This window comes from Knoellia subterranea KCTC 19937 (genome assembly GCF_000768685.1).
GTDB classification, from domain to species: domain Bacteria; phylum Actinomycetota; class Actinomycetes; order Actinomycetales; family Dermatophilaceae; genus Knoellia; species Knoellia subterranea.
This window is the reverse complement of the sequence record NZ_AVPK01000011.1, coordinates 56,870-79,950: the sequence shown is the minus strand read 5'-3', so window position 1 is coordinate 79,950 and position 23,081 is coordinate 56,870. Positions and strand designations below refer to the sequence as shown.

Annotated in this window: 25 protein-coding genes; 10 read left to right on the top strand and 15 right to left on the bottom strand. The window is 69.9% G+C overall.

The features are described 5' to 3' along the window. Positions 1–555 precede the first annotated feature (555 nt). From N803_RS17675 to N803_RS15385, 8 genes are all read right to left on the bottom strand, one after another. On the bottom strand, positions 556–1,029 hold the full coding sequence (locus tag N803_RS17675; RefSeq protein ID WP_156969817.1) for a DUF7282 domain-containing protein: 474 nt from the start codon (positions 1,027–1,029) through the stop codon (positions 556–558). Between the two features lie 26 nt (positions 1,030–1,055). Then, positions 1,056–1,295 (bottom strand): cupredoxin domain-containing protein, encoded by a 240-nt coding sequence (locus tag N803_RS15415; protein WP_211253534.1) that lies wholly within the window; start codon positions 1,293–1,295, stop codon positions 1,056–1,058. Positions 1,296–1,480: 185 nt separating this feature from the next. Then, positions 1,481–2,176, bottom strand: coding sequence for a hypothetical protein (locus tag N803_RS15410; RefSeq protein ID WP_035906938.1), 696 nt, complete (start codon positions 2,174–2,176; stop codon positions 1,481–1,483). Positions 2,177–2,232: 56 nt separating this feature from the next. Then, on the bottom strand, positions 2,233–2,886 hold the full coding sequence (locus tag N803_RS15405) for a zf-HC2 domain-containing protein (RefSeq protein ID WP_035906937.1): 654 nt from the start codon (positions 2,884–2,886) through the stop codon (positions 2,233–2,235). Then, the gene (locus N803_RS15400; RefSeq protein ID WP_035906936.1) at positions 2,883–3,374 is read right to left on the bottom strand and encodes a sigma-70 family RNA polymerase sigma factor; all 492 of its coding nucleotides are present in this window, start codon (positions 3,372–3,374) and stop codon (positions 2,883–2,885) included. Before N803_RS15400 ends, N803_RS15405 begins: the two co-directional genes overlap by 4 nt. Before the next feature lie 130 nt (positions 3,375–3,504). Next, a complete protein-coding gene (locus tag N803_RS18765; RefSeq protein WP_211253533.1) occupies positions 3,505–4,128 on the bottom strand; it encodes an alpha/beta hydrolase in 624 nt (207 codons plus the stop codon). 110 nt (positions 4,129–4,238) lie between these two features. Further along, on the bottom strand, positions 4,239–4,946 hold the full coding sequence (locus N803_RS18110) for a uracil-DNA glycosylase (RefSeq protein WP_084764599.1): 708 nt from the start codon (positions 4,944–4,946) through the stop codon (positions 4,239–4,241). 109 nt (positions 4,947–5,055) lie between these two features. Beyond that, on the bottom strand, positions 5,056–5,670 hold the full coding sequence (locus tag N803_RS15385) for a LysR substrate-binding domain-containing protein (RefSeq protein ID WP_245617320.1): 615 nt from the start codon (positions 5,668–5,670) through the stop codon (positions 5,056–5,058). Between N803_RS15385 and N803_RS18955 the strand changes: the two genes are divergently transcribed. Next, a complete protein-coding gene (locus tag N803_RS18955) occupies positions 5,669–6,040 on the top strand; it encodes an ATP-binding protein DrrA1-3 family domain-containing protein (RefSeq protein WP_052112357.1) in 372 nt (123 codons plus the stop codon). The two genes, N803_RS15385 and N803_RS18955, sit on opposite strands and share 2 nt — an antisense overlap. Continuing rightward, entirely contained in the window at positions 6,037–7,635 is a 1,599-nt protein-coding gene (locus N803_RS15375) for an ABC transporter permease (protein ID WP_035906933.1), read from the top strand. The genes N803_RS18955 and N803_RS15375 overlap by 4 nt, the downstream gene beginning before the upstream one ends. Here N803_RS15375 and N803_RS15370 read toward each other — a convergent pair. Next, positions 7,628–9,004 carry a cytochrome P450 gene (locus N803_RS15370; protein WP_169743108.1) on the bottom strand — a complete coding sequence of 459 codons (1,377 nt, stop codon included), beginning with the start codon at positions 9,002–9,004 and terminating at the stop codon, positions 7,628–7,630. The two genes, N803_RS15375 and N803_RS15370, sit on opposite strands and share 8 nt — an antisense overlap. Positions 9,005–9,058: 54 nt before the next feature. Then, positions 9,059–10,138, bottom strand: coding sequence for a mannose-1-phosphate guanylyltransferase (locus N803_RS15365; protein WP_035906928.1), 1,080 nt, complete (start codon positions 10,136–10,138; stop codon positions 9,059–9,061). Between the two features lie 39 nt (positions 10,139–10,177). Here N803_RS15365 and manA point away from each other — a divergent pair, with 39 nt between their 5' ends. The 3 genes from manA (at position 10,178) to N803_RS15350 (ending at position 13,894) form a co-directional block, all read left to right on the top strand. Beyond that, positions 10,178–11,362: a mannose-6-phosphate isomerase, class I gene (gene manA, locus N803_RS15360; RefSeq protein WP_035906926.1), complete on the top strand. Its 1,185-nt coding sequence runs from the start codon at positions 10,178–10,180 to the stop codon at positions 11,360–11,362. An 84-nt stretch (positions 11,363–11,446) separates the two neighbouring features. Further along, on the top strand, positions 11,447–12,613 hold the full coding sequence (locus N803_RS15355) for a glycosyltransferase family 4 protein (RefSeq protein ID WP_035906925.1): 1,167 nt from the start codon (positions 11,447–11,449) through the stop codon (positions 12,611–12,613). 27 nt (positions 12,614–12,640) lie between these two features. Further along, positions 12,641–13,894: a D-alanyl-D-alanine carboxypeptidase family protein gene (locus N803_RS15350; RefSeq protein ID WP_052112356.1), complete on the top strand. Its 1,254-nt coding sequence runs from the start codon at positions 12,641–12,643 to the stop codon at positions 13,892–13,894. A gap of 6 nt (positions 13,895–13,900) precedes the next feature. Here the strand turns inward: N803_RS15350 and N803_RS15345 are convergent, their stop codons facing one another. The 3 genes from N803_RS15345 to trpS are packed head-to-tail and all read right to left on the bottom strand — an operon-like array spanning position 13,901 to position 16,558. Then, the gene (locus tag N803_RS15345) at positions 13,901–14,998 is read right to left on the bottom strand and encodes a YihY/virulence factor BrkB family protein (RefSeq protein ID WP_035906924.1); all 1,098 of its coding nucleotides are present in this window, start codon (positions 14,996–14,998) and stop codon (positions 13,901–13,903) included. A gap of 2 nt (positions 14,999–15,000) precedes the next feature. Continuing rightward, positions 15,001–15,513 (bottom strand): 2'-5' RNA ligase family protein, encoded by a 513-nt coding sequence (locus N803_RS15340; protein ID WP_035906923.1) that lies wholly within the window; start codon positions 15,511–15,513, stop codon positions 15,001–15,003. Between the two features lie 10 nt (positions 15,514–15,523). Next, positions 15,524–16,558, bottom strand: coding sequence for a tryptophan--tRNA ligase (trpS, locus tag N803_RS15335; protein WP_035906922.1), 1,035 nt, complete (start codon positions 16,556–16,558; stop codon positions 15,524–15,526). A 32-nt stretch (positions 16,559–16,590) separates the two neighbouring features. On the opposite strand from trpS, the gene galK reads away from it, so the two are divergent. Then, complete coding sequence (gene galK / locus N803_RS15330; protein ID WP_035906920.1) at positions 16,591–17,754, top strand: galactokinase; 1,164 nt, start codon at positions 16,591–16,593, stop codon at positions 17,752–17,754. Here galK and N803_RS15325 read toward each other — a convergent pair. Continuing rightward, positions 17,741–18,550: an exodeoxyribonuclease III gene (locus N803_RS15325; RefSeq protein ID WP_035906957.1), complete on the bottom strand. Its 810-nt coding sequence runs from the start codon at positions 18,548–18,550 to the stop codon at positions 17,741–17,743. The genes galK and N803_RS15325 overlap by 14 nt on opposite strands. 39 nt (positions 18,551–18,589) lie before the next feature. On the opposite strand from N803_RS15325, the gene N803_RS15320 reads away from it, so the two are divergent. The 3 genes from N803_RS15320 to N803_RS15310 are packed head-to-tail and all read left to right on the top strand — an operon-like array spanning position 18,590 to position 20,963. Next, on the top strand, positions 18,590–19,726 hold the full coding sequence (locus N803_RS15320) for a DegT/DnrJ/EryC1/StrS family aminotransferase (protein WP_035906918.1): 1,137 nt from the start codon (positions 18,590–18,592) through the stop codon (positions 19,724–19,726). Next, positions 19,723–20,331, top strand: coding sequence for a sugar transferase (locus tag N803_RS15315; protein ID WP_035906916.1), 609 nt, complete (start codon positions 19,723–19,725; stop codon positions 20,329–20,331). The genes N803_RS15320 and N803_RS15315 overlap by 4 nt, the downstream gene beginning before the upstream one ends. Further along, positions 20,328–20,963 (top strand): NeuD/PglB/VioB family sugar acetyltransferase, encoded by a 636-nt coding sequence (locus N803_RS15310; protein ID WP_035906915.1) that lies wholly within the window; start codon positions 20,328–20,330, stop codon positions 20,961–20,963. The genes N803_RS15315 and N803_RS15310 overlap by 4 nt, the downstream gene beginning before the upstream one ends. 5 nt (positions 20,964–20,968) lie before the next feature. On the opposite strand, the gene N803_RS15305 is transcribed toward N803_RS15310, so the two are convergent. After that, positions 20,969–22,135 carry a nucleotide sugar dehydrogenase gene (locus tag N803_RS15305; protein ID WP_035906913.1) on the bottom strand — a complete coding sequence of 389 codons (1,167 nt, stop codon included), beginning with the start codon at positions 22,133–22,135 and terminating at the stop codon, positions 20,969–20,971. Positions 22,136–22,196: 61 nt separating this feature from the next. Here N803_RS15305 and aqpZ point away from each other — a divergent pair, with 61 nt between their 5' ends. Continuing rightward, positions 22,197–23,030 (top strand): aquaporin Z, encoded by an 834-nt coding sequence (aqpZ, locus tag N803_RS15300; protein WP_156969815.1) that lies wholly within the window; start codon positions 22,197–22,199, stop codon positions 23,028–23,030. The last annotated feature ends 51 nt before the right edge of the window (positions 23,031–23,081 follow it).

Below are 23,081 nucleotides of genomic sequence, written 5' to 3'. Positions count from 1 at the left end.
CAGCCGCTACACCACTACCCGGGACTTGACCTAGCCCGAGCCTCCATCAGACCCAGGGCGAGTCAAGGGTCCCCGACGCCGCAGCCTCGACGTGAGCCGACGAGTCCACATCCCAACCACCTTCGGAACTGGTGCAGTCTCTGGGCGAGCTGATCGTCCGAGGTCCCAGGAGACCCGTTCGCAGGCGCTTGCGGAATGGGGTCACGCGCCGGAGGTTTGATGCCGCTCCTGTTTGAGTCCAGGAGGACGAGCACCATGCCAAGAAAGATCGATGACGAGCTGAGATCCGGTGCTGTGCGACCGGTCAATGATCATCAGGGCGAGTGCTCCTCGACCGCGGACATCTGGCCAGCTCACGTTGTCGGTCGACGGCCATGGGATCGCACGCCCCGAAATTCCTCGGGGTACTTCCGCGGGTGCTCCCCGTGATGCTGACGCGAAGCACGGCTAAACGACCAGCTCGCCCTGCAGGCAAGGGTCGTCGCCGCTGGGGCGACGACCCTTGGCGGCGTCCCTGCACTCGTGAGTCCGGGTGATCTTCAGGGACCACGCAGGTCAGCTGACGGTCAGGGTCAGCTTCTGCATCACGGGCATCTCGCCGTCGAGCACCGGCAGGTCGACGCCTTCGACATCGGGGAACTCGTAGGCCCCGATCTCGCCGTCGTCGACGTGCAGCATCGGCCAGTAGTCGCCGGTGGCGACGGTGTCGTCGAGCTCGACGACCACGTCACTGCTCTCACCCTGCTCGACCTGGACGGTGCCGACGACCGGTCCGGGTTTGCCCTCGACGTCACTGTGCACTGCGATCCAACCCTGCTCGACACCCTCGAGGCTGACGGAGCTCACGGTCAGGGTGCTGCCGTCACCGTCTTGGTCGGCTGCCTCGACCGTGCCGGTAGTCGTGGTGGAAGAATCCTCGGCGGGGACAGCGGTGGACGACTCGTCGTCGCTACCACAGCCGGCCAGGACGAAAGCCAGGAACAGGCTCGAGATGACAGCGGCGCTGCGCCGCGCGGTCAGGTTACGCATGGTGATCTCCTTGGTGTGGTTTTTCATTACTGAACGGTCAGAGTGCCGGTCATCGACGGGTGGATCTCACAGACGAAGTCGTAGGTCCCGGGCTTGTCAGGAGCGGTAAACGTGCCCGGCGAGCTGTTGTCGAAGCTGCCTGTGTCGAAGGAGCCGTCGATCGCGGTCAGGGTGTGCGCTTCGGCGTCGCTGTCGACGACCTCGACCTCTTGGCCAGGCGCGACGGTGAGCGGCGCGAATGCGTAGTCCGCCACGGTGTAGGCCACCCCCTCCGGCAGCACATCACCCGACGCGCCGTCCGGCGTAGCGGACGAGACGGGGGCGGGCGAGGACGAGGGCTGCTCCGACGAAGACCCACAGGCCGTTAGAAGGAAGAGGACAGGGACGATCAGAGCCTTCAGGACGTGTCGCGAGACCTGGGGTCGGTCCAACGGAGCCGGACGGATCACTCTCATGCGGGGGCGCCGTTGATACGGAAGTCGACTGTCTCGACCTTGGAGGCGACGCCGATGGCTTCGAGGTCGCGGCGGTCGATGCGTCCGTCGGCGTTCTGGTCGGTGACGACGGCGGGTGCGTCGTTGTAGATGCCGTCGTGGTTGAGGTCGTCGATGACGGCAACGGTCAGCGTGGTGGTGACGTCCTTGCCGGCGATCGGGGCGCCGACGATCCAGGTGTCCCAGAGCTCGACGTCGTTCTTGGAGCGGTCGGTGACTCCGGTGAGGTTGAACAGGTTGGCCAGGTTGGTTCCGGGCCCGGAGAAGCCGGGGAGGGTGCTGTTGGTGGTGCTGGTGAGCACGACCAAACCGGGCATCCGGTCGTCGGCACCGGTCGAGAAGCTACCGGGGAAGGGAGCGGTGTTGTTGTGCGCGGCCGGCCCGGTCAACTGGTTGGCGGTGAAGCCGGTGCCTGCGAGCGAGGTGTCGTCGAACTCGATGTCGAGGTCGACGAACCACCCGGCTCCGGCGATGCCGGCGTTGTCGCCGCGTGCGGGGGCCAGGATCTCGACGTCCACGGACTTGGCCGCGTCATGGCGGTCGCGGTGCCCAGGCCCAGGGGCGGCGGAGGCCCCACCGGCGGTGGCGGCGTAGGTGCCGCCGAGCGCCGCGGTCACGGTGAGGGCGGTGAGGGCAGTGGTCATCTTCTTCATGGTGGGTCCCTTTCGTCGGGTGTCAGGCAGGGGTACGCCGTCTTCGGCGGATCGGTTCACCGAGTGGTGGCGGAGATCACGAGATCACCGTCGGAGTCGGTGACTCGCACCTGGGCGACATCGCGCGTGACGAACGCCGAGGCCCCGGTCACGTGCGCTTCGCCGTTGCCGGTCGATCCCCAGGTGGCGACCTGCTGGCGCTCTCCCTCGGGTGAGACCAGCCAGGCGACGAACTGCTCGTCTTGTGGGAGCCCCCGCAGGTCGAGCTCGACCGACGTGCCCCACGGCTTGGCGCTCAAAGAGGCCGCACCGGTGGCGCTCACTCCCGCCGGTGCGCTCAGGGCGAGAGTCGTAGCGACGGGTGCGTCGGGTTCGAGGACCACCGCCGTGCCGACACCCGCTCCCGCGACCAGCACGACCGCGGCGGCAGCGGTGAGGAGCAGCCGGCGACGTCGACGACGGGTCCGCAGGGCTCCGATCGCGTCACCCAAGGCAGCATCGGAGGTTTCGCGGTGTGCTGATGACGGCGCCCCGGCCCGCAGCAGCGCCGGTAGCCCGGCGTTCGTCGCGAGCTCGTCGCGGCACGACGCGCAGGTCGGGAGATGGGCCTCGAGCCGGGCCCGGTCGTCGGCGTCGAGACCGCCCAGGACGTAGGGGCCCAGCAGCTCGCGCAGCCGGTTGTGGGCGCGGTCCTCCTCGTGCTGGTTCATCGCTCGACTCCCATCTCTTCGAATGCGGTCCGCAGGATGCGGATCGCGTAGTACGAGCGTGACTTCACGGTGCCCGGGCGGAGCCCGAGGGTGCTGGCGGCCTCGGTGACGGTGGCGCCGCGGTAGTAGAGCTCGTCGACCACGGCCCGGTGCTCGGGTGAGAGCCGGTCCAGTGCCTGCTCGACGACGTAGGCGTCGACGAGCGCGTCGGCGCGGTCACCGACCGACTGGGCTGCCACGGTGTCGTCGTCGCCGATCAGTCGTGGGCGGCGCTCGTCGGCGCGCCACAGGTCGATGACCAGGTTGCGGGCCACCGCGAACAGGTAGGCCCGCGGCTCACCGCGACTCGGATCGATCCTGTCCAGGTTGCGCCAGCCGCGCAGCATCGTCTCCTGCACGACGTCCTCGGCCCGGCCCCGGTCATCGACCAGGCGCAGCACGAAGGTCATCAGCGCCGTTCCGTGTCGTAGGTAGAGCTCGGTCAGCACCCGCTCGTCGGCCTCGGCCGACCTACCGGGTGCCCACGAGCCAGGGCGTAGCGACCTCACGGGTTTGGGTACGACCCGCTTTCGGGATCGGTTCACCGTGTCGCGCCGTGCACGACGGCTCCGTGGGGGCTCACGGGGCAGCGAAGCGCTTGAGGCGTTGGAGCATCGCGTCGAGGACCGGTCCGGCCTGGTCGGTGGCGAAGATGTTCTGCGCGTGGGCCGAGCCCGGAAGGATCATCACCGCGTTCTCCTCACCGGGCGAAGACTCGGCCAACTCCGTCGAGACGTGGGCCACGGGCTCGTCCTTGCTGGCCACGAAGAGCTTCGGTTCCTCCCCGAGCCCCTCGACCGTTGCGTTCGGCGACAGCAGGATCAGTTGATCGGCCAGCTCTGGGTCCTGGCTCGCGAGATCGAGGATGGCGTCGGCCCCAGCGCTGGCCCCGACGAGCGCGACGTCGGCGACTCCCTCGCCCTGTAGCTGTTCCACGGCGTCGCGAATCGCATCGGGGTCGATGTCCTCGACAGCGATCACGCTCGCTCCCTGGTCGGCGATCGCGACGGCTAGCTCCTCCCAACTGGCCGCGTTGAAGGCGGCGCCATGCGCGAGGACAACCCCGTAGTCGCCCTCGCCCCATCTCAGCGCTAGGGAGCCGGCCACAGAGATCGTCTGCCCCGAGGAGTCGCCAGCCGGGCTGCTGGTCGTCTCGGGTGCCCCTCCGCAGCTGGCGAGGGCCAGCACGACGAGAATTGTCATTGCGGTTCGCCTCAGGGTCCCGAGCATGTCCGCCACAGTAGGTCGCCTGGCGGCCGAAGGTGCCTACGAGGGGTCGGCGGCAATTGGCTTCGCACCAGGGAGTGGGCCGCTCACCGGCAGAGATCTGCGGCTCGTTCCAGAGCGGCGGTGGTTCGCTGGAGGGCTTCCTGGCGCCGGTGTCCGTTGGCAGGTGAGGGATGGGGAACGGCCAGGGTCGGGACGACGACCGGGTGCTCGGCGAGCGTGAGGTACCTCATCCACCCTTCAAGTGCCGCGCCGCCGAAGGGCACGACCACCCGGAGGTCGACCAGTTCGGCGAGCAGCGCGCTCAAGGCGGGCCGGGCATCTTCCAGGTCATCGACCCGGGGGGCGCGGAGTCGACCTTCAGGTCCGGTCAGGGCCCAGGGGACGACGTTCCACCGCAGGCAGCGAGCCTGGTCGAGATTGGAGGAGGTCAGCGCCCGGTGAACCTGTCGGGTGGTGGGATCGTCGTTGTCGAGCGAGCTGAAGCCGAGGTCGCCCGCGGCGATCGTTCTGGGGCCGGGCGCCTCCATCAGTAGCAGCACCTGGGCCTTAGTTCCTGCACCGTCGGGGTCGAACCAGGGCACGAACCTGGAATTGCTCGGACCTTCTAACCGCCACCGTTCGGCCAGCTCGTTCAAGCGGCCAACCGGGTCGTCGTGGACGCGCGCTCGTTTGCTGGCAGGGTCAGGCAGCACGGTGTCCGCTCCAGCCCACGGGCGCAACACCGACAGCCAGGCAGATGCCCGCGAATCCGGCGGCCACCGGGAGGGGGAACGCTTGCTCATCTCGTACATGCGGCGGCGACGTCACAAGGGAAACCCTATGCCGAACCAGCGGTGAGCCATGTGCCCGCATCCGGCTCCACTTCGTGGGCCACCAATTCGTGTGTAGGCGCCCTGGTGGTCAGCGCTCAACCGCACGCGCGATCGCGACGAGGTCACGCACTACCCCGGCCGGCGGGCTCTTGGTTCCGACCCAGACGGCGCGGAAGTACCGTCGCAGATCGAGGTCCAAGACCGCCACGACGCTCAGGCTCCCGGAATCCACGTCCCGTGCGACGACGCGACGGCTGAGGAACGCCGGTGCGCTGCCGGCAAGGACCGCTTCGCGGACGGCGGTCGCGGTGGTGAGCTCCACCTCCGGGTCGCCCACCACCAAGCCATGCCTGGCCAAGGCGATCTCAAGAACCTCGCGGGTTCCCGAGCCCTGCTCACGACTGGTCAGCGCAAGTTCTGCCACCTCGTCGGGCAATAGAGGGGTGCGTCGTCGACTCAGCGGTGTGCCGGCCGCCGTGACCAGAACGAGCTCGTCCTGGGCGACGGTCACAGACCGCACCGCCGCCGGCGCCTCGACTCCCTCGACGAAGCCCACGTGGGCTGTTCCTGCGCGAACCGCTTCGACCACGTCTCGGCTGTTGGAGGCATGGAGACTCACTGCCGTCGCCCGGTAGCCCTCGCTTTGCTGTCGCTGGCGCAACTGCACCAGCCAGCGGGGGATCAGACTCTCCGCGATCGTCATGCTGGCCCACACCACGAGTTCGCGACTACGGTCGCCGCGCAACCCCTCGATCAGCATCATCAAGCAGGGCCGGGTCGTGCAGTCCGGGACCCTGGCCGATCTCCGCCACCTCACACGGACGACGGTCATCGCCGAGACCGCCGCGCCGGCGGCCGGCCTGGCCGACCTGCCCGGCGTCCACCAGCCGCAAGTCCACGACGGCCGCGTGACGTTCGACGTCGACTCCGACCACCTCGACGGCGCCATCGCCGCACTGTCGCGTCTCGGCCTGCGCTCGCTGACCGCCCACCCACCGACCCTCGAGGAGCTGTTCCTCCGCCACTACGGCGAGGAGATCCCGAGCGACCCGACCGGTGAGGGTGCGGCATGAGCGGTGGTCTGACCGGCACCGGCCACCTGGCGCGACTCATCCTTCGTCGGGACCGAGTCCGGCTGCCCCTGTGGGTCATCGGGCTCGGGGGCATCATCGCCTCGAGCGCGCTGGCCGTGCCGGGCGTCTACGACACCCCGGAGAAGGTTGCCGGCTACGCCGCCAGCGTCGGGGCGAGCCCGGTGAGCCTGCTCATGTCGGGCCGGCAAGCGGGCATCGACACGATCGGCGGCATCACCGCCAACGAGATCTCGCAGGTGGCGCAACTCGGTGTCTGCCTCATGGTGACCTTCCTCGTGGTCCGCCACACGAGGGCCGAGGAGGAGACCGGGCGTGCCGAACTGCTCCGGTCGACCGTCCTCGGCAGACACGCGGCCACGGTCGCCGGACTGGGCTACGGAGTGCTCGCCGCTCTGCTCGTCGGGGCGGTGACGACCGGCTCGATGCTGGGTGCGGGCCTCGACACGACGGGAACCCTCGCGTATGGCGCGGGTCTGACCCTCCTCGGTGTCTGCTACGCCGCCGTCGCCCTTGTCGCGGCCCAGCTCTCGACGTCCGCCCGCGGCGCTCTCGCCATCGCCGGGGCCGCCGTCTCCGTCGGCTATCTCCTCCGTGGTCTCGGCGCGATGCGCGACAACGCCCTCGTCTGGCTGACACCCTTCGGGTGGGCCCAGGCACTCAACGCCTTCGGCGAGGAGCGCTGGTGGCCGGCGGCACTGCTCGTCGTCGTGACCGCGGCGCTCGTGGCCCTCGCCGCCAGGCTCACAACACGGCGCGACTTCGCCGGCGGCCTCGTCCACCCCCGGCCCGGGCGGCCACGTGCATCCGCCATGCTCGCCTCACCCCTCGGCCTGGCCGCCCGACTCCTGCGCGGCAGCCTCATCGGATGGGCGGTCGGGCTGGCCCTCCTCGCCGTCGTCTACGGTGCGGTCATCCCGACCGTGCCCGACCTGCTCGAGAGCAACCCTGAGATCGCCGACTACATCGGGGCCGGGTCCGACGCCGAAGGCGTGATCATCGATGCGTTCCTCCGCTATGTCCTCCTCTTCATGGCGGTCGTCGCCACCGGATTCGGGGTGAGTGCCGTGCTCCGCCTGCGATCGGAGGAGGAGTCGAACCGGGTCGAGCACGTCCTCGCGACACGTGCCTCGCGCACGCAGTGGATGGGTGCCGTCATCACCGTTGCGGTCCTCGGTTCGCTGGCCATCACCGTATTCATGGGTCTGGGTCTGGCGGCTGGGTACGCACTCGCCGGCGGAGACGCCGACAACGCGATGCGGGTCGTCGGCGACCAGCTCACCTACGTGCCGGCACTCGTTCTCGTGGTCGCGTTCGCCGCGGCCGTCGTCGGCCTCGCGCCGCGGGTCTCACTGCTCGCGTGGGCGCTCGCGGCCGCCTCCGGCCTCCAGGTCCTGCTCGGCGAGACGCTCCGGCTCCCGGACGCAGTGCAGGCGGTCTCGCCGTTCTGGCACCTGCCGGGGGTACCGGGCGAGTCCTTCGACCTCGTGCCGGGTGCCGTCGAACTTGTCGTCGCCGCGCTGCTTATCGGTGTCGGCCTCTGGGCCCACCGCCGGCGCGACCTCGAGCTCACCTGAGCCTGCGAGGGTGGAGCCGGACGTGGACCGGCTCGGCGGGTGCCAGAGTGATGGCGGCCGTGACCGGAAGGTCATCCGGCTCCGCCAGAGCCTCGACCCGATGATCCCGCAGCAACATGGCGAGCACGAGCAGTGCTTCGGTCATCGAGAAGTACCGCCCAATGCACGCCCTCGGACCGCCACCGAAGGCCATCCACGCGTACCTGTGCCGACCCGCGTCGGCGCCATCGAGGAAGCGATCGGGATCGAAGCGCAAGGGTTCGGGCCAGTGGTCCGGGTGCCGCTGGATGTTGCGCACAGCCACGATGACGATGTCGTCGCGCGCGACGTCGACCCCCGAGACGACGGTGTCCTCCGACGCGACCCGACCAATGATCGGCGCCGACGGGTAGAGCCGCATGGCCTCCTTCAGGCAGGCCGTCGTGTAGGTCAGGGCTCCGGCGTCACGCGCCGTCGGCCGGCGATCGCCGAGAACCTCGGCCACCTCCTCGTGGACCCGCTCCTGGATGTCCGGGTGCCGTCCGAGCAGGTGAAGCGCATAGGTGAGTGCCGTCGAGGTCGTCTCGTGCCCGGCGAGGAGGAAGATGAGCACCTGGTCGCGAATCTCTCTGTCGCTCAGGGACTCCGCACCGTCACGAGCGGCGAGCAGTCGGCCGAGCAGATCGGAGTCAGCTCCCTCTGAGGCGCGGCGCTCGGCGATGATCCGGTCGCAGAGCGCCCACAACTGCCGTTGGTGGGCGCGCCCCCGGAGGTTTCGCGGGGTGGGCCACGCCCGGGGTGTGCGCACCGGTGCCAGGCCCCGCCTGATGACGACCTCCGACAACTCGGGGAATGCTGTGCGCACGGTCGGGATCGCGTCGTCGCCCACGGCACCGAAGAGTGCGCGGACGACCACCCTCAGGGTGAGGCCCATCATCGTGTCGCCGAGGTCGATGTCGCCACCCTGACGGAGCTGACCGATGACCTCCTCGATCTCGCCCACCATGAGGTCGGTGTAGCCGTCCACGGCCGCGTGGGTGAAGACGGGCTGGACGAACCGGCGCTGCCGCGTCCACTCCTCACCCTGAGCCGACAGCAAACCGTCGCCGAGCCACCCGCGGATCTCGGCGTAGACGTCGTCGTCCTTGGTGAACGTTCGCCAGGTCGTCCCGCCGAAGATCGTCGCGGCCGCATCCGGGCTGCTGAGGACGAGCAGCGTCCGGCCCACGCCGGGCGGCCCGACCTCGAGGCGCACGACGTCACCGTGCCCACGCCAGACCGTGTCGAAGGTGCCGAGAGCGTCGCGTCCAAGCTCTCGTGCTGCCGCGATCCGACCCAGCGGGACGGGAGGGTCGACGGCACGGACTCCGGCGGTGGAAGAAGTGGCCACGATCTCCATCGTCCACCCGTGGGCACACTGCGACGGGACAATCCGCCGATTGGCTCAGGTGAGGTCGCCCCGACCGAGTTCCTTGAGCTGCTCGACGACCTTCTTGACGTCCTGGGCCCGCTCCCGCGACGTCACGAGCACCGCGTCACCGGTGTCGATGACGACGACGTCCTCGAGCCCGACCACGGCCACCGGCCGCCCACCTCGCGGTGAGACCAGTCCGGTCGCGTCGACCGAGTGCACGAGCGCCGGGTCGCCGAGCACGCGCGGTCCGGAGTCCGGCTCGGGCAGTAGCGAGGCGAGGCTGGAGAAGTCCCCGATGTCGTCCCACGCGAAATCCCCGGGGACGACCGCGACGACGCCGATGTCTGCGGCCGGCTCGGCGACGGCATGGTCGATGGCGATCTTCTCGAGCGTCGGCCAGATCTCGTCGAGCCGCTCCGGCTCAGCAGCAATGGCGCGCACGCCGTCGGCCAACTCGGGGTGCCACCGGTGCAGGAGGTCGAGCAGGGTTGCTGCTCGAACCACGAACATGCCTGCGTTCCAACGGAATTCACCCGTTGCCAGATAGGCCGCCGCGCGTCGCGCATCGGGCTTCTCCACGAACTGCCGAACTCTGCGAGCGGTCGCCACACCCGGGATGGGCGCACCCATCTGGATGTAGCCGAAGCCCGTCGAGGGGTGCGTCGGCTCGATGCCGATCGTCACGACGCGGCCACCGCGGGCGACCTCGACGGCCTCCTCGACACACGCTCGGAAGGCGTCGGCATCCGGGATGACATGGTCGGCCGCGAACGAGCCGATGATCGCCTCAGGGTCCCGGGCCTCGACCACCGCGGCCGCCAGACCGATGGCGGCCATCGAGTCCCGCGGGGCAGGCTCGGCCAGGACCTGCCCGTCGCCCAGCGACGGGAGCTGCTCGCGCACCGCTGCGGCGTGCGCCGCGCCCGTCACGACGACGACCCGGTCATTGGCCAGTGGCGCGACCCGGTCCACCGTCTCCTGGAGCAGGCTCCGCCCCGACCCGGTGAGGTCGTGGAGGAACTTCGGATGCCCCGCCCGCGACAGTGGCCACAGGCGCGTTCCCGCTCCCCCGGCAGGGACGACTGCCCAGAACCCCGGAATCTCTGACATGGCCGTCAGGGTAGCCACACCGACACCTACGATGGCCCGATGGATCTGCTGGAGCCGGTGCTGTTCACCGACGCGTGGGGGTCGCACGTATCCATCGCCAGCCTGCAGGGTCGCCCCATTCCGAGCGCCGAACCCGAATCCGAGCTGTGGATGGGCGCGCACGAGAGCGGGCCGTGCGGCATCACCCGCGACGGTGTCGCGACCACGCTCGCCGAGGTCATCCGCACCGACCCCGAAGGTGAGATGGGCGCGGACTGCTGCACGGCATACGAGGGTCGTCTGCCCTTCCTCCTCAAGGTCCTCGCGCCGGGCCGCGCGATCTCCATCCAGGCGCACCCGACGGCCCAGCAGGCTCGTGAGGTCCGCGCCCAGGACCGAGCGAACGGCGACGAGGACGCGACCTACGTCGACGACTGGGCCAAGCCCGAGATGCTCGTCGCCATCTCACCCTTCCGCGTCTTCGTCGGCATGCGGACCCAGGCCGAGGTCGCCTCGCTCGCCAAGCGCCTCAACGTCCCCCGCCTCACCGCTCTCGTCGACGCCGCGGCGACCGCACCGGACCCGGTCCACGCCCTGCTCGCCGACCTCCTCGCGACCCCCGCAGCGGAGCACCGTGACTTCACCCGCGAACTCGTGGCCGCATGCGTGCGGGTGTCCGCGAGCGCCGACGAGGAGGGCCACCAGTGCGCCGCGATCGTGCGGGTCGCGGAGGCCCACCCGGACGACATCGGCCTCGCCGTGCTGCTGCTCATGAACCACCGCGTCCTCGAACCCGGTGACTACATCGACGTGCCGGCCGGCGTCCTGCACTCCTACGTCAGTGGCCTCGGGGTCGAGGTCCTCGCGAACTCGGACAACGTCGTGCGGGCCGGCCTGACCAGCAAGGAGATCAACATCCCCGAGCTGCTGCGCATCGTCGACCCCGCGGCCGACGGCAGTGCCGGGCACGCCGAACCCGATCCCGACCTGCCCGGCACCGAACGCTTCCCCAGCCACTCCGATCGGTTCGCCCTGCGCCGGCTCCGCTCACCGGACGGCGTGGTGCTTCCCGGGAACGGCACGCCGCGGATCGTCTTCAGCCTCCACGGCGATGTCACGCTCGCGACGGCAGAGCGGAACCTCGCGCTGGAACCGGTGCGGGCGGCATACCTCTCCGCCCGGGACCACGACGTGACCGTGACGGGCAGCGGCGAGGTCTTCCTCGTCACGCTCCCCCACGTGTGACCGCAGCCGGACGTTCATCCAGCCGCCACCTGACACACCACCGCACGCCGCCCGGACAGCACACACGCTCGGGACCGTTGTTCCATGCGAGTAGCCATGGTGACGGAGTCCTTCCTCCCCACGCTCAACGGCGTCACGACGAGCGTATGCCGGGTGGCCCAGTCCCTGCGCGCGCTCGGCCACGAGGCCCTCATCATCGCGCCCGGCCCCGCCCCCGCGACGTTCGAGGGGTTCCGGGTGCGCGGGTTGCCGTCGATCTCGGTGCGGCAGTTCCCGACGGGCGTCCCGACCCCGGCGCTGCGCCGGACGCTGGAGGAGTTCGAGCCGGACGTCATCCATGCGGCGTCGCCGTTCGTCCTCGGGGCACGGGCGCTGCAGCTCGCGGACCACATGGACACCCCGGCAGTCGCGATCTATCAGACCGACATGCCGAGCTACATCCAGCAGCACGGTCCCGGTCGTCTCGGCGTCGGTGCCGCCAATGCCGCGTGGCGCTGGATTCGCCGCATGCACGCGCACGCCGACCTCACCCTCGCCCCGTCCCGACCGACGCTCGACGAGTTGCGGGCCCACGGCGTGCCGCGCACCGACCTGTGGGCCAGAGGCGTGGACACGAGCCTGTTCTCACCGCGCTGGCGCACGGACCCGAGCACTCTCGAGCTGCGGCGCGCCCTCGCCCCCGGCGGTGAGGTGCTCCTCGGCTACGTCGGACGACTCGCCCCGGAGAAGGAGCTGTGGCGACTCACCGAGGTCGCCCAGATCCCCGGAACCCGCCTCGTCATCGTCGGTGACGGCCCCCATCGTGCACAGATCGGTGCCCAGCTCACCGAGGCCGTCGCCTCGATGCCCGGACGGCCTAACCGCTCCCCCGTCTTCCTCGGCCGTCAGTCCGGCGACGACCTTGCCCGCTCGTATGCCGCGTTCGACGTCTTCGTCCACACCGGGACGCGCGAGACGTTCGGGCAGACCCTCCAGGAGGCGGCGGCGTTCGGCCTGCCCGTCGTCGCGCCGGCGCGCGGGGGGCCGCTCGACCTCGTCGACCACGGCCGCACGGGGCTCCTCTTCGACCCCGACCAGCGCGGTTCGCTGCACGACCACGTCGACGCCCTCGTCGGGGATGCGGAGTGGCGTTCGACGATGGGGGCGCGTGCCGAGGAGATGGTGCGCGGCCGTTCGTGGGAGAGCCTGACCCAGCGGTTGGTGGGCCACTACGAGGCGGCTCGGGAAGTTCGGACGGTACGCGCCGCCTGACCCTGCGACGTCACGTAGGGTCGCTCGGTGGCCCGAATCCCCGCTCGTGCACTCAGCGCGGCCGTCCTCGTGACGACGGGTCTCGTGTCAGGGGCACCGCTGGCCGCGGCAACCCCCACGCCGACGCCGACGCCGTCGAGTACGCCCACGGCTCGGGTCCTCCCGACGATCACCGCGACCCTGGACCCGGCCCTCAGCGTGGGCGGCGAACGGCTGGCCGAGATGAATGCCGTCATCACCGACCTGCCCAGTGGGGTTCCGGCCCCACCCGAGGTGGCGGACGTCGCCTGGGTCGTCGCCGACGCCGAGACCGGCGACATCATCGCGGCCAAGAACCCGCACGCCCACCTCCTCCCGGCCAGCACCCTCAAGACGCTGACGGCGATCCACCTGCTGCCGCGGCTCGAGCCCGACGCGGTCCTCGAGGCAACCCCGACCGAGGTCAACGCCGAGGGCACTCGCGTGGGCATGGTGGTCGGGGCCACCTACACCGCCGAGCAGCTCTTCCAGGCCCTCGTCATGTCGTCGGCCAACGACGCGGCATACGGTCTGGCCGCTCTCAACGGGGGCCTCGACAAGACCGTCACGGAGCTCAACGCCCTCGCCGCAGAGCTCGGCGCCCACGACACGGTCGTCGCGGATCCGAGCGGCCTCGACGCCCCCGGTCAGCACAGCAGTGCCTACGACCTCGCACTCTTCGGACGGGAGGCGATCAACACGCCTGCCTACGTCGAGCTCGCCACAGCGAAGACCGCGGCGTTCCCGTCGGTGACCACTCGGGCATCGCGCAGCCGCAGCACCTACGCGATCGGCAACCACAACAAGCTCCTGTGGAACTATCCCGGCACGATCGGCGTCAAGAACGGCTACACCAAGGCCGCCCACCGCACGTTCATCGGCGCGGCCAGGCGTGGCGAGAAGACCTACATCGTCACCGAGATGTACGGCACCGAGAGCAGCGCCTGGCGACCCGCCGCGTCGCTGCTGGACTGGGCCTTCGCGTATGGCGACAGGGCTGCACCCGTGGGGCGGCTCGTCGATCGCGGCGAGGTGCCGACACCACCGACCGGTGGAGAGCGGGACGGGCAGTCCAAGAGCGCACAGGCGTCGGGGCGTGGCCAGGGTTCGTCGGTCACCGCGACCCTCGCCCAGCCGTCCGGCGCGGTGACGCCGACACTGCTTCCCGTGGCCGGCGCCGGCCTGCTCGTGCTGCTCATCCTCGGCAGTCGCATCGGCCGGCGCCGCCGAGTCCCGGCGCACGCGGGCCGGCACCGCGCCTGAGTCGCGTCAGCGTCGCGAGGTGATCCGGCGCAGGGCCCGTCCGGCGATCCCGAGGCCGGCAGCGGCCGACGCGCCGAGGGCCGCCCCAAGGGCGAGGTTGACCCGATCCTCGGCGCGGCTGGCCGGAGGAACGACGACGGCGTCCGCGTGACGCGTCGCCGGGTTGGACTCTGGCGGGATGTGCGCGTGACGGGGCAACTCCGGCCCCTCCGTCAGCTTGACGCGCTGCCCCTCGGACAGGTCCGCAACCGCCTGTGGCTCAAGGGAATTGGCGCTCCACGCGGCCGCCAGCAGGATGATCCGCGACATGAAGTTCAGCCAGGCCAGCAGGCCGACGACAAGGGCGATAGAGGTGAAGAGCGGGTTCCGCGTCGTCCCCGCGATGAGGGTCGTGCCGAGCACCTTGAGCAGGGTGAGACCCACGCCGCCGACGACCGCCCCACTGACGAGTCCGCGCCACGGCACGTCGACTCCCGACAGCAACCGCAGCATGACGAGGACGACGAGGCCGTCGAGAAACGCACCGACGACGAAGGCGACGAGGCTGAGCAGCCACGCCTGACCACCCAGTCCGATCTGGTCGGCGATCCACGACGTGGCGGCTCCGGCGATGCCGGTGATGGCAGCCGACACGACGATCGCCAGCCCCAGCAGCAGCAGGACACCGAGGTCGCGCAGCTTGTTGGTGACAAAGTTCCCCGGCTCTCCCTCGGCACCGAACACGGCCCGGATGCCGTCGCGCAGCGCACCGAGCCAGCCGAGGCCGGCCCAGAGCAGGCCCGCGACGCCGACGAGACCAGTGATCGTGAGGGTGTCTCCCGAGGGCGTCGAGAGCGGGATCAGCCCGTTGCCCGATCCGTCGTCAATGAAACCCGGCAGGGTGTCGTTGAGGTAGTCCCGGATCTGCCCCAGCCACTGCGGGTTGTCCTGGAGCAGGATGCCGAACACCGTGAAGGCGAGCGCCACCGCCGGGAAGATCGAGAAGAACGCGAAGTAGGTGACACCGCCGGCGAGCAGGTTGCCCCGGGCGTCGCCGTAGCGCTTCCACGCCCGCCACAGACGGGTCCGTTGCAGGGCAGCCCACAGCTGCTTGATGCGATCCACGATCAACCCCCCAGTGCGTAGGACGTCAGCGGGCGCCACACTCCGTCATCGGTCTGGTGGAACAACTCGAAGGACTCCACGTCGAAGGTCGCCCGGAAGTCGTCGTAGGACTCGAAAGCCTCGTCCAACTGCCCCTCGGGGAGGTTGTGGGCGATCGTGACGTGCGGGTGGTAGTTGAACTCCAGTTGGCGCTCGACCGGACCCCGCCGCACCGCGGTCTCGAGCAGCTCGCACTGCGAGATGCCGGAGGAGACCTGGACGAAGACGACCGGCGACAGCGGACGGAAGGTCCCGGTCCCCGACAGCGTCATCCGGAAGGGCGCGTGCTGCGCCGCGACCTCCTCGAGGTGCTCGCCGAACTCCTCGAGTGAGGGCGCGTCGATCTCGGTCGGCGGCAGCAGGGTCACGTGCGGCGGGATGAAGCGTGCCAACGGGTCACCCACCCGCTCACGCGCGTGTTGGAGCACGGTCCCGTGGGGTTCGGGCACCGTGATCGCCACTCCATGCGTGGGCATGTGCTCGACCCTAACGCGCAGCCGGCAGGAGTCCGACGCGCTCGCGCACGCGCGTCATGGTGGCCTGCGCGACACCGCGGGCCCGGTCGGCGCCGGACGCGAGGATGCGGTCGAGTTCGGCCGGGTCGTCGAGGAGTTCGGTCATCCGCTTCTGGAACGGCTCGATGGCCGCGACGACGACGTCGGCGACCTCCTTCTTGAGGTCGCCATAGCCGCGGCCAGCGAACGACGCCTCGAGGTCCGGGATCGCCGTCCCGGAGAGGACCGAGTGGATGACGAGGAGGTTGGACACTCCCGGCTTGTTCTCGAGGTCGTAGCGGATCTCGGCCTCGGTGTCGGTGACGGCGGACCGGATGTTCTTGGCGATCTTCGCCGGGTCCTGCATGAGGTCGATGACGCCCTTGGGTCCGGACGTCGTCTTGCTCATCTTCGAGGTCGGCTCCTGGAGGTCCTGGATCTTGGCCGAGCCCTTGACGATGTAGGGCTCCGGCACGACGAGCCCGCCCTCGCCGAAACGCGTGTTGAAGCGTTCGGCCAGGTCACGCGTGATCTCGAGGTGCTGGCGCTGGTCCTCGCCGACGGGGACGTACGCCGCGTCGTACATGAGAATGTCGGCCGCCATGAGCATCGGATAGGTGAAGAGGCCGACGTTGGCGTTCTGCCCCTTGGCCGTCTTGTCCTTGAACTGCGTCATGCGGCTCGCTTCACCGAAGGCGGTGAGGCAGTTCATGACCCAGCCGAGTTCGGCGTGCTCGGTGATGTGGCTCTGGCAGAACACCGCCGAACGCTCGGGGTCGACGCCGCCCGCGATGAACTGGGCTGCCGTCTTGCGCGTCCGCTCGCGCAGCACGGCCGGGTCGGTCGGCACGGTGAGCGCGTGCAGGTCCGCGACGAAGTAGTAGGCGTCGAACTCGTCCTGGAGCTTCACCCAGTTGACCAGCGCCCCGAGGTAGTTGCCGAGGTGGAGCGAGTCGCTGGTCGGCTGCATCCCGGAGAGGATCCGGGCAGCGCCGTGAGGGGCCTGGGGTGCGGACATGCGCGTCATTGTGTCAAACGTCCCTGCCTAGACTCACAGGCGTGCCCGACCTCCTCGAGACCTTCGCGTCGATCTTCGGCAGCGCACCCGACGGCGTGTGGTCCGCCCCCGGTCGGGTGAACCTCATCGGCGAGCACACCGACTACAACGGCGGGCTCGCATTGCCGATCGCCCTCCCCCAGCGCACCCTCTGCGCCGCGAGCGCCCGGGACGACGACCTCCTGCGCATCCACTCGCTCCAGGAGGGCTCGTCGGTCGAGGTGCGCATCGACGACGTGGCGCCCGGGCACCCGGGTGACTGGACGGCATACGTTGCGGGTGTCGTGTGGTCTCTCCGAGAAGCCGGGTATGCCGTCCGCGGACTCGACGTCGTCATCGACGGCCGGGTGCCCCTCGGGGCCGGCCTGTCGAGTTCCGCGGCACTCGAATGTTCCGTCGCCGCAGCGGTGTCGGAGCTGTTCGGGCTGGACCTGCTCGAGACCAGAGCCGGACGATCGATCCTGGCGGAGGCGTGCCAGCGCGCGGAGAACGACGTCGCCGGCGCCCCGACGGGCGGGATGGACCAGGCCGCCGCGATGCACTGCCGCGAGGCCCACGCGCTGCGCCTCGACTGCCGCGACGGCACGCACTCGCACGTGCCGTTCGACCTGTCGGCTCATGGCCTCGTCCTCCTCGTCACGGACACGCGGGCGAGTCACGCGCTCGCCGACGGGCAGTACGGCGCGCGCCGCGACGCCTGCGAGCGGGCCGCAGAGATCCTCGGCGTCGAGACCCTGCGCGAGATCGCACCCGATGCCCTCGAGGGGGCGCTCGGGCGACTCCCGGACGACGAGTTGCGGCGGCGCGTGCGCCACGTCGTCACCGAGATAGCCCGCGTCGACGCCGTCGTGGACGCGCTGCGGGAGGGCGACCTGGCCGAGGTGGGGCGTCTCTTCGTCACGTCGCACGAGTCGCTGCGCGACGACTACGAGGTGTCCTGCACCGAGCTCGACCTCGTCGTCGACACCGCCGTGGCCGAGGGTGCGTTGGGCGCCCGCATGACCGGCGGCGGCTTCGGTGGCTCGGCGATCGCGCTGGTGCGCACCGACGACGTGGATCGGCTGTCCAGTGCGATCGCCACCGCCTTCGAGAACGCGAATCTCGGTGTGCCGCAGTCGTTCTCGGTCACCGCCTCCGGTTCTGCGGATCGCGTCAGTCCAGAGTGACGTCGTAGTCGACGGTCACCGGGGCGTGGTCGCTCCAGCGTTCCGCGTATGCCGCCGCGCGGCCGACGTCCGCACGCGTCGCCCGCTCCGCGAGAGCGCGGCTCGCGAACTGGTAGTCGATCCGCCAGCCGGCGTCGTTGTCGAACGCCTTCCCGCGCCACGACCACCAGGTGTAGGGGCCGGGCCCCGGCCCGTGGAGCGCACGCTGGACGTCGACGTACTCGTGGTCGCCGATCCACCGGTCGAGATGGGCCTGCTCCTCCGGGAGGAAGCCCGCCTTGCCGACGTTGCCCTTCCAGTTCTTCAGGTCGTCCGCGGAGTGGCAGATGTTCAGATCACCGGTGAGGACGGCATACCCGCCGTTCTCGGCGAGCGACGCGAGACGCTCGCCGACAGCGTCGAGGAAGCGGAACTTCTCGTCCTGCTTCGGGGTCTCCGCCTCGCCCGTGTGGACGTAGGTGGAGATGACGGTGACCGTGCCGTGGTCGCTGGGCAGCTCGACCTCGATCCAGCGACCGACGTCGGTGAACTCGACCGGACCCACGTCGCTCGAGACGCGCGTCGGCTGCCGTCGGGTGAGGACCGCGACGCCGGCGTGCCCCTTGGCGCGGCCCTCCGCCGCGCTCACGTGCCACTCGCCCAGCCCGCCGTCGGCGAGCACCTTGAGCAACTGCTCGTCCGACGCGCGCACCTCCTGGAGGGCGATGACATCGGCGTCCTGCCGAGCCAGCCAGTCGAGGCCACCACGGCGGGCAGCGGCACGGATTCCGTTGACGTTGGCTGTAACAATGCGCATCACCCGAAATCGTAGTTGCCCGCCGGTTAGCCTCGAACCATGCCCGAACGCATCCATCTCTCGCGCGCCCACGTGTCGGAGCTCGAGGAGAAGTACGTCCTCGAGGCCCTCCGCTCGGGCTGGGTCGCCCCGCTGGGGCCGATGGTGGATCGCTTCGAGGCGGCGATTGCCGAGTTCGTCGGGGTGGAGCACGCGCTCGCCCTTTCGTCCGGCACGGCCGCCCTGCACCTGGCGCTGCTCGACATCGGAGCCGGGCCGGGCCGCGCCGTCGTCCTGCCGTCGATGACCTTCGCGGCGTCGGCGAACGCGGTGGCCTACACCGGAGCGGACCTCGTCCTCGTTGACTCCGGTGACGACGCCAACGTCGACGTCGGCCTGCTCCTCGACACAGTGCGGACCCTGCGGTCCGAGGGTGTCGACGTCGCTGCGGTCATGACCGTCGACCTCATGGGGCGGTGCTGCGACTACACAGCACTCACCGTTGCCCTCGCCGAGCTCGACGTGCCGCTCATCGAGGACGCCGCCGAAGCCCTGGGTGCGACGCACAGGGGCCGCGGGGCCGGCTCGTTCGGTCGTTCCGCTGCCCTGTCGTTCAACGGCAACAAGATCATGACGACGTCCGGTGGCGGGATGCTCCTCAGTGACGACGGCGAGCTGATCGCCCGGGCCCGCTACCTCTCGACGCAGGCCCGCCAGCCCGTGCCGTGGTACGAGCACACCGACATCGGCTACAACTACCGGCTCTCCAACATCCTCGCGGCGCTGGGGATGGCCCAGCTCGAGCGGCTTCCCTCGATGATCGAGCGCCGCCGCGCCATCAGGGAACGGTATGCCGTCGGGCTGGCCGACGTCGCCGGCCTCACCTTCCTGGGGCGCGACCAGGGCGGCGACGCGGAGGACAACCACTGGCTCACGGCGGTGCTCCTCGACCCGGCGACGGTGACGGTGACCCCGACCGAGCTCATGGCCGGCCTCGACGCCGATGGCATCGAGGCCCGTCACCTCTGGAAGCCCATGCACCTCCAACCGGTGTTCGCAGGCTCCCGCGCCGCTGTGACCGGCACGTCGGAGCGGCTCTTCTCCACCGGGGTGACGCTTCCCTCCGGCTCCGAGCTCGACGAGGACGCCATCGACCGGGTCATCGCCTCGCTGCGGCGGCACCTGGGCGCGTCATGACCTCGAGTGGCCTCGGCAAGCGCGCGCTCGACCTCGCACTGACCACTCCTGCCCTCCTCGTGAGCCTGCCCATCCAGGCCGTGATTGCCGTGGCGGTTCGCCGCTCGATGGGCTCGCCGGTCCTCTTCGCCCAGGAGCGCCCCGGCCTGCACGGCGAGGTGTTCACGATGCGCAAGTTCCGGACGATGCGATCCGTCGACACCTCCCGTGGCCTCGTCACCGATGAGCAGCGGCTCACCGGACTCGGACGGTTCCTGCGGGCCACGAGCCTCGACGAGCTCCCAACCCTGTGGAACATCGTCCGCGGCGACATGAGCCTCGTCGGCCCGCGACCGCTCCTCGTGAGCTACCTCGAGCGCTACTCACCCGAGCAGGCGCGCCGCCACGAGGTCCGCCCCGGCCTCACGGGTCTGGCGCAGGTGTCCGGACGCAACGCCATCACGTGGGAGGAGCGCCTCGCGCTCGACGTCGAGTACGTCGACACCCGCAGCCTCGCCCTCGACCTGCGCATCATCGGCCGCACCATCGGCACCGTCCTTCGTCGCGAAGGCATCAGCGCCGAGGGGCAGGCGACGATGGAGGAGTTCCGGGGGTCCGGGGCATGAGGCCGCTCGTCATCTGTGGTGCCGGGGGCTTCGGTCGTGAGGTCATCGAGATCGTGCGCGCCATCAACGCGGTGGCGCCGACATGGGACCTCCTCGGGGTCGTCGACGACGGGCCCGGAGACGTGCCTCGAGCGCACCTGGAACGGCTCGGAGTGGCAGTGCTCGGTCCCGTGGCGTCCCTCTCCGAGGTCGTGCACAGTGCGTCGGCATCCGTCGTCATCGCCATCGGAGATCCCGCCACCCGAGCCCGCATCGCCGCAGCCCACGACGGTTGCGACTGGGCCACGCTCGTCCACCCCGACGCCACCGTGGGTCACGACGTGAGCCTCGCCGCAGGGGTCGTCATCGCGGCCGGTGCCCGCCTCAGCACCAACATCACCGTCGGCGAGCACGTCCACATCGACCAGAACGTCACGGTGGGGCACGACTCCAGGCTCGACGCCTACTCCCGGCTCAACCCCCAGGCCTGCATCTCCGGGTTCGTCACCGTCGGGGAGCAGGTGCTCGTCGGTGCCAACGCGACCGTGCTGCAGAACCTGACCGTCGGAGCGGGTGCCGTCGTGGGGGCAGGAGCCGTGGTGACCCGCGAGGTGGCGCCGGGCACGACGGTCAAGGGCGTCCCCGCGCGCTGACTGCCTCAGTCGCGGTTGAAGAGGTCGCGCGTGTAGACCTTGTCGGCGACGTCGTCGAGGACGTCGCTGCTGCGGTTGGCGACGATGACGTCCGCCCGCTTTTTGAACTCGTCGAGATCGCGGATGACCTCGGAGTTGAAGAACGAATCCTCGTCGAGCGCCGGTTCGTAGAGCACGACCTCGACGCCCTTGGCCTTGATCCGCTTCATGATCCCCTGGATGCTCGACACCCGGAAATTGTCCGAGCCCGCCTTCATGATGAGGCGATACATCCCGACGACCTTCGGCTGGCGACCCAGGATGTCGGTCGCGATGAAGTCCTTGCGGGTCGTGTTGGAGTCGACGATGGCGCGGATGAGGTTCTGAGGGACGTCGCTGTAGTTCGCGAGGAGCTGGCGGGTGTCCTTGGGGAGGCAATAGCCGCCGTAACCGAACGACGGGTTGTTGTAGTGCGTCCCGATCCGGGGGTCCAACCCGACCCCGTCGATGATGGAACGGGTGTCGAGACCGTGCGACACGGCATACGTGTCCAGTTCGTTGAAGTACGCCACGCGCATCGCGAGGTACGTGTTCGCGAAGAGCTTGATCGCCTCGGCCTCGGTCGGATCCGTGTGCAGCACGGGCACATCCGTGTCGAGGGCCCCCTCGACGAGCAGCTGACCGAAGCGCACTGCCGCGTCGGAGCGTCCGCCGATGACGACGCGGCTCGGGTGGAGGTTGTCGTAGAGCGCCCGGCCCTCACGGAGGAACTCCGGCGAGAAGACGACATCGAGCTCGGGGTGAGCGGCCCGCAACCGCTCGGTGAACCCGACCGGCACCGTGGACTTCACGACGACCGTCGCGTCGGGTGCGAGCTCCGCCACGGACCCGATGACCGACTCCACCGACGAGGTGTTGAAGAAGTCCTTGACCGGGTCGTAGTCCGTCGGGGTGGCGATGATGACGTAGTCCGACCCCGGGAGGGCCTCATCGGCCGACGTCGTCGCCGTGAGCGACAGCTCCTTGTTGGCGAGGTAGTCCTCGAGCTCGGGATCGACGAGCGGCGACTCGCGACGGTTCACCTGGGCGACGCGCTCGGCGTCGAGGTCGACGGCTGCGACGTCGTGGTGCTGCGCCAGGACAACTGCGTTGGACAGGCCGACGTACCCCAGGCCGACAACCGAGATCTTCACGGCGGCAACGCTACCGGTCGGCTGTGTCGGATCACCCATCGCGCCCGCCCGGTGGGCCAGAATGGGCGACATGCAGACCCCTGAGATGTCCAAGCGCCTCCTCGCGGAGTTCATCGGCACGTTCTGGCTCGTCTTCGGCGGATGTGGCGCCGCGATCTTCGCCGCCGGCTTCCTGTCGACGCCGACGCTCGGCTCGGGGTCCCCGGTTCACCTCGGCATCGGCTTCCTCGGTGTTGCGCTCGCCTTCGGTCTGACCGTCGTGACGATGGCGTATGCCGTGGGGCACGTTTCCGGTGCCCACTTCAACCCGGCCGTGACGATCGGCGTGACCATCGCCCGGCGCTTCGAGTGGAAGGACGTCCCCGGCTACGTCGTCGCCCAGGTCCTCGGTGGTCTGGCTGCCGGTGGCGCGCTGTGGGCCATCGCGGGCGGCCGCGAACTCTTCGACGCGACGGGCAACATGGCGGCCAATGGCTACGGCGCGCACTCCCCCGGCGGCTACTCGCTCGTGGCGGTGCTCTGCGCCGAGGTGCTGCTGACGATGTTCTTCGTCTACGTCATCCTGGGCGTGACCCGCGACAGTGCTCCGACCGGCTTCGCACCTCTCGCCATCGGTCTCTGCCTCACCCTCATCCACCTCATCTCCATCCCGATCTCCAACACGTCGGTCAACCCTGCCCGCTCGACCGGTGTGGCCTTCTTCAACGGCAACGGCGCCCCGGGCCAGCTGTGGCTCTTCTGGCTCGCCCCGATCATCGGTGCCGCCATCGCCGGAGCGACGTTCCACCTCATCACCGGCGTCGACCGTCGTGACCGCGACATCACCGGCCAGGTGCGTGCCGAGGACGAGCTCGTCCCGGACGGCGTCGACCCCGACGCCCCCCGCCCCGCCTGAGAGCGGACCGACCGCCCCAACATTTGCTCCCCATGAGGGAACCTGAAGGGT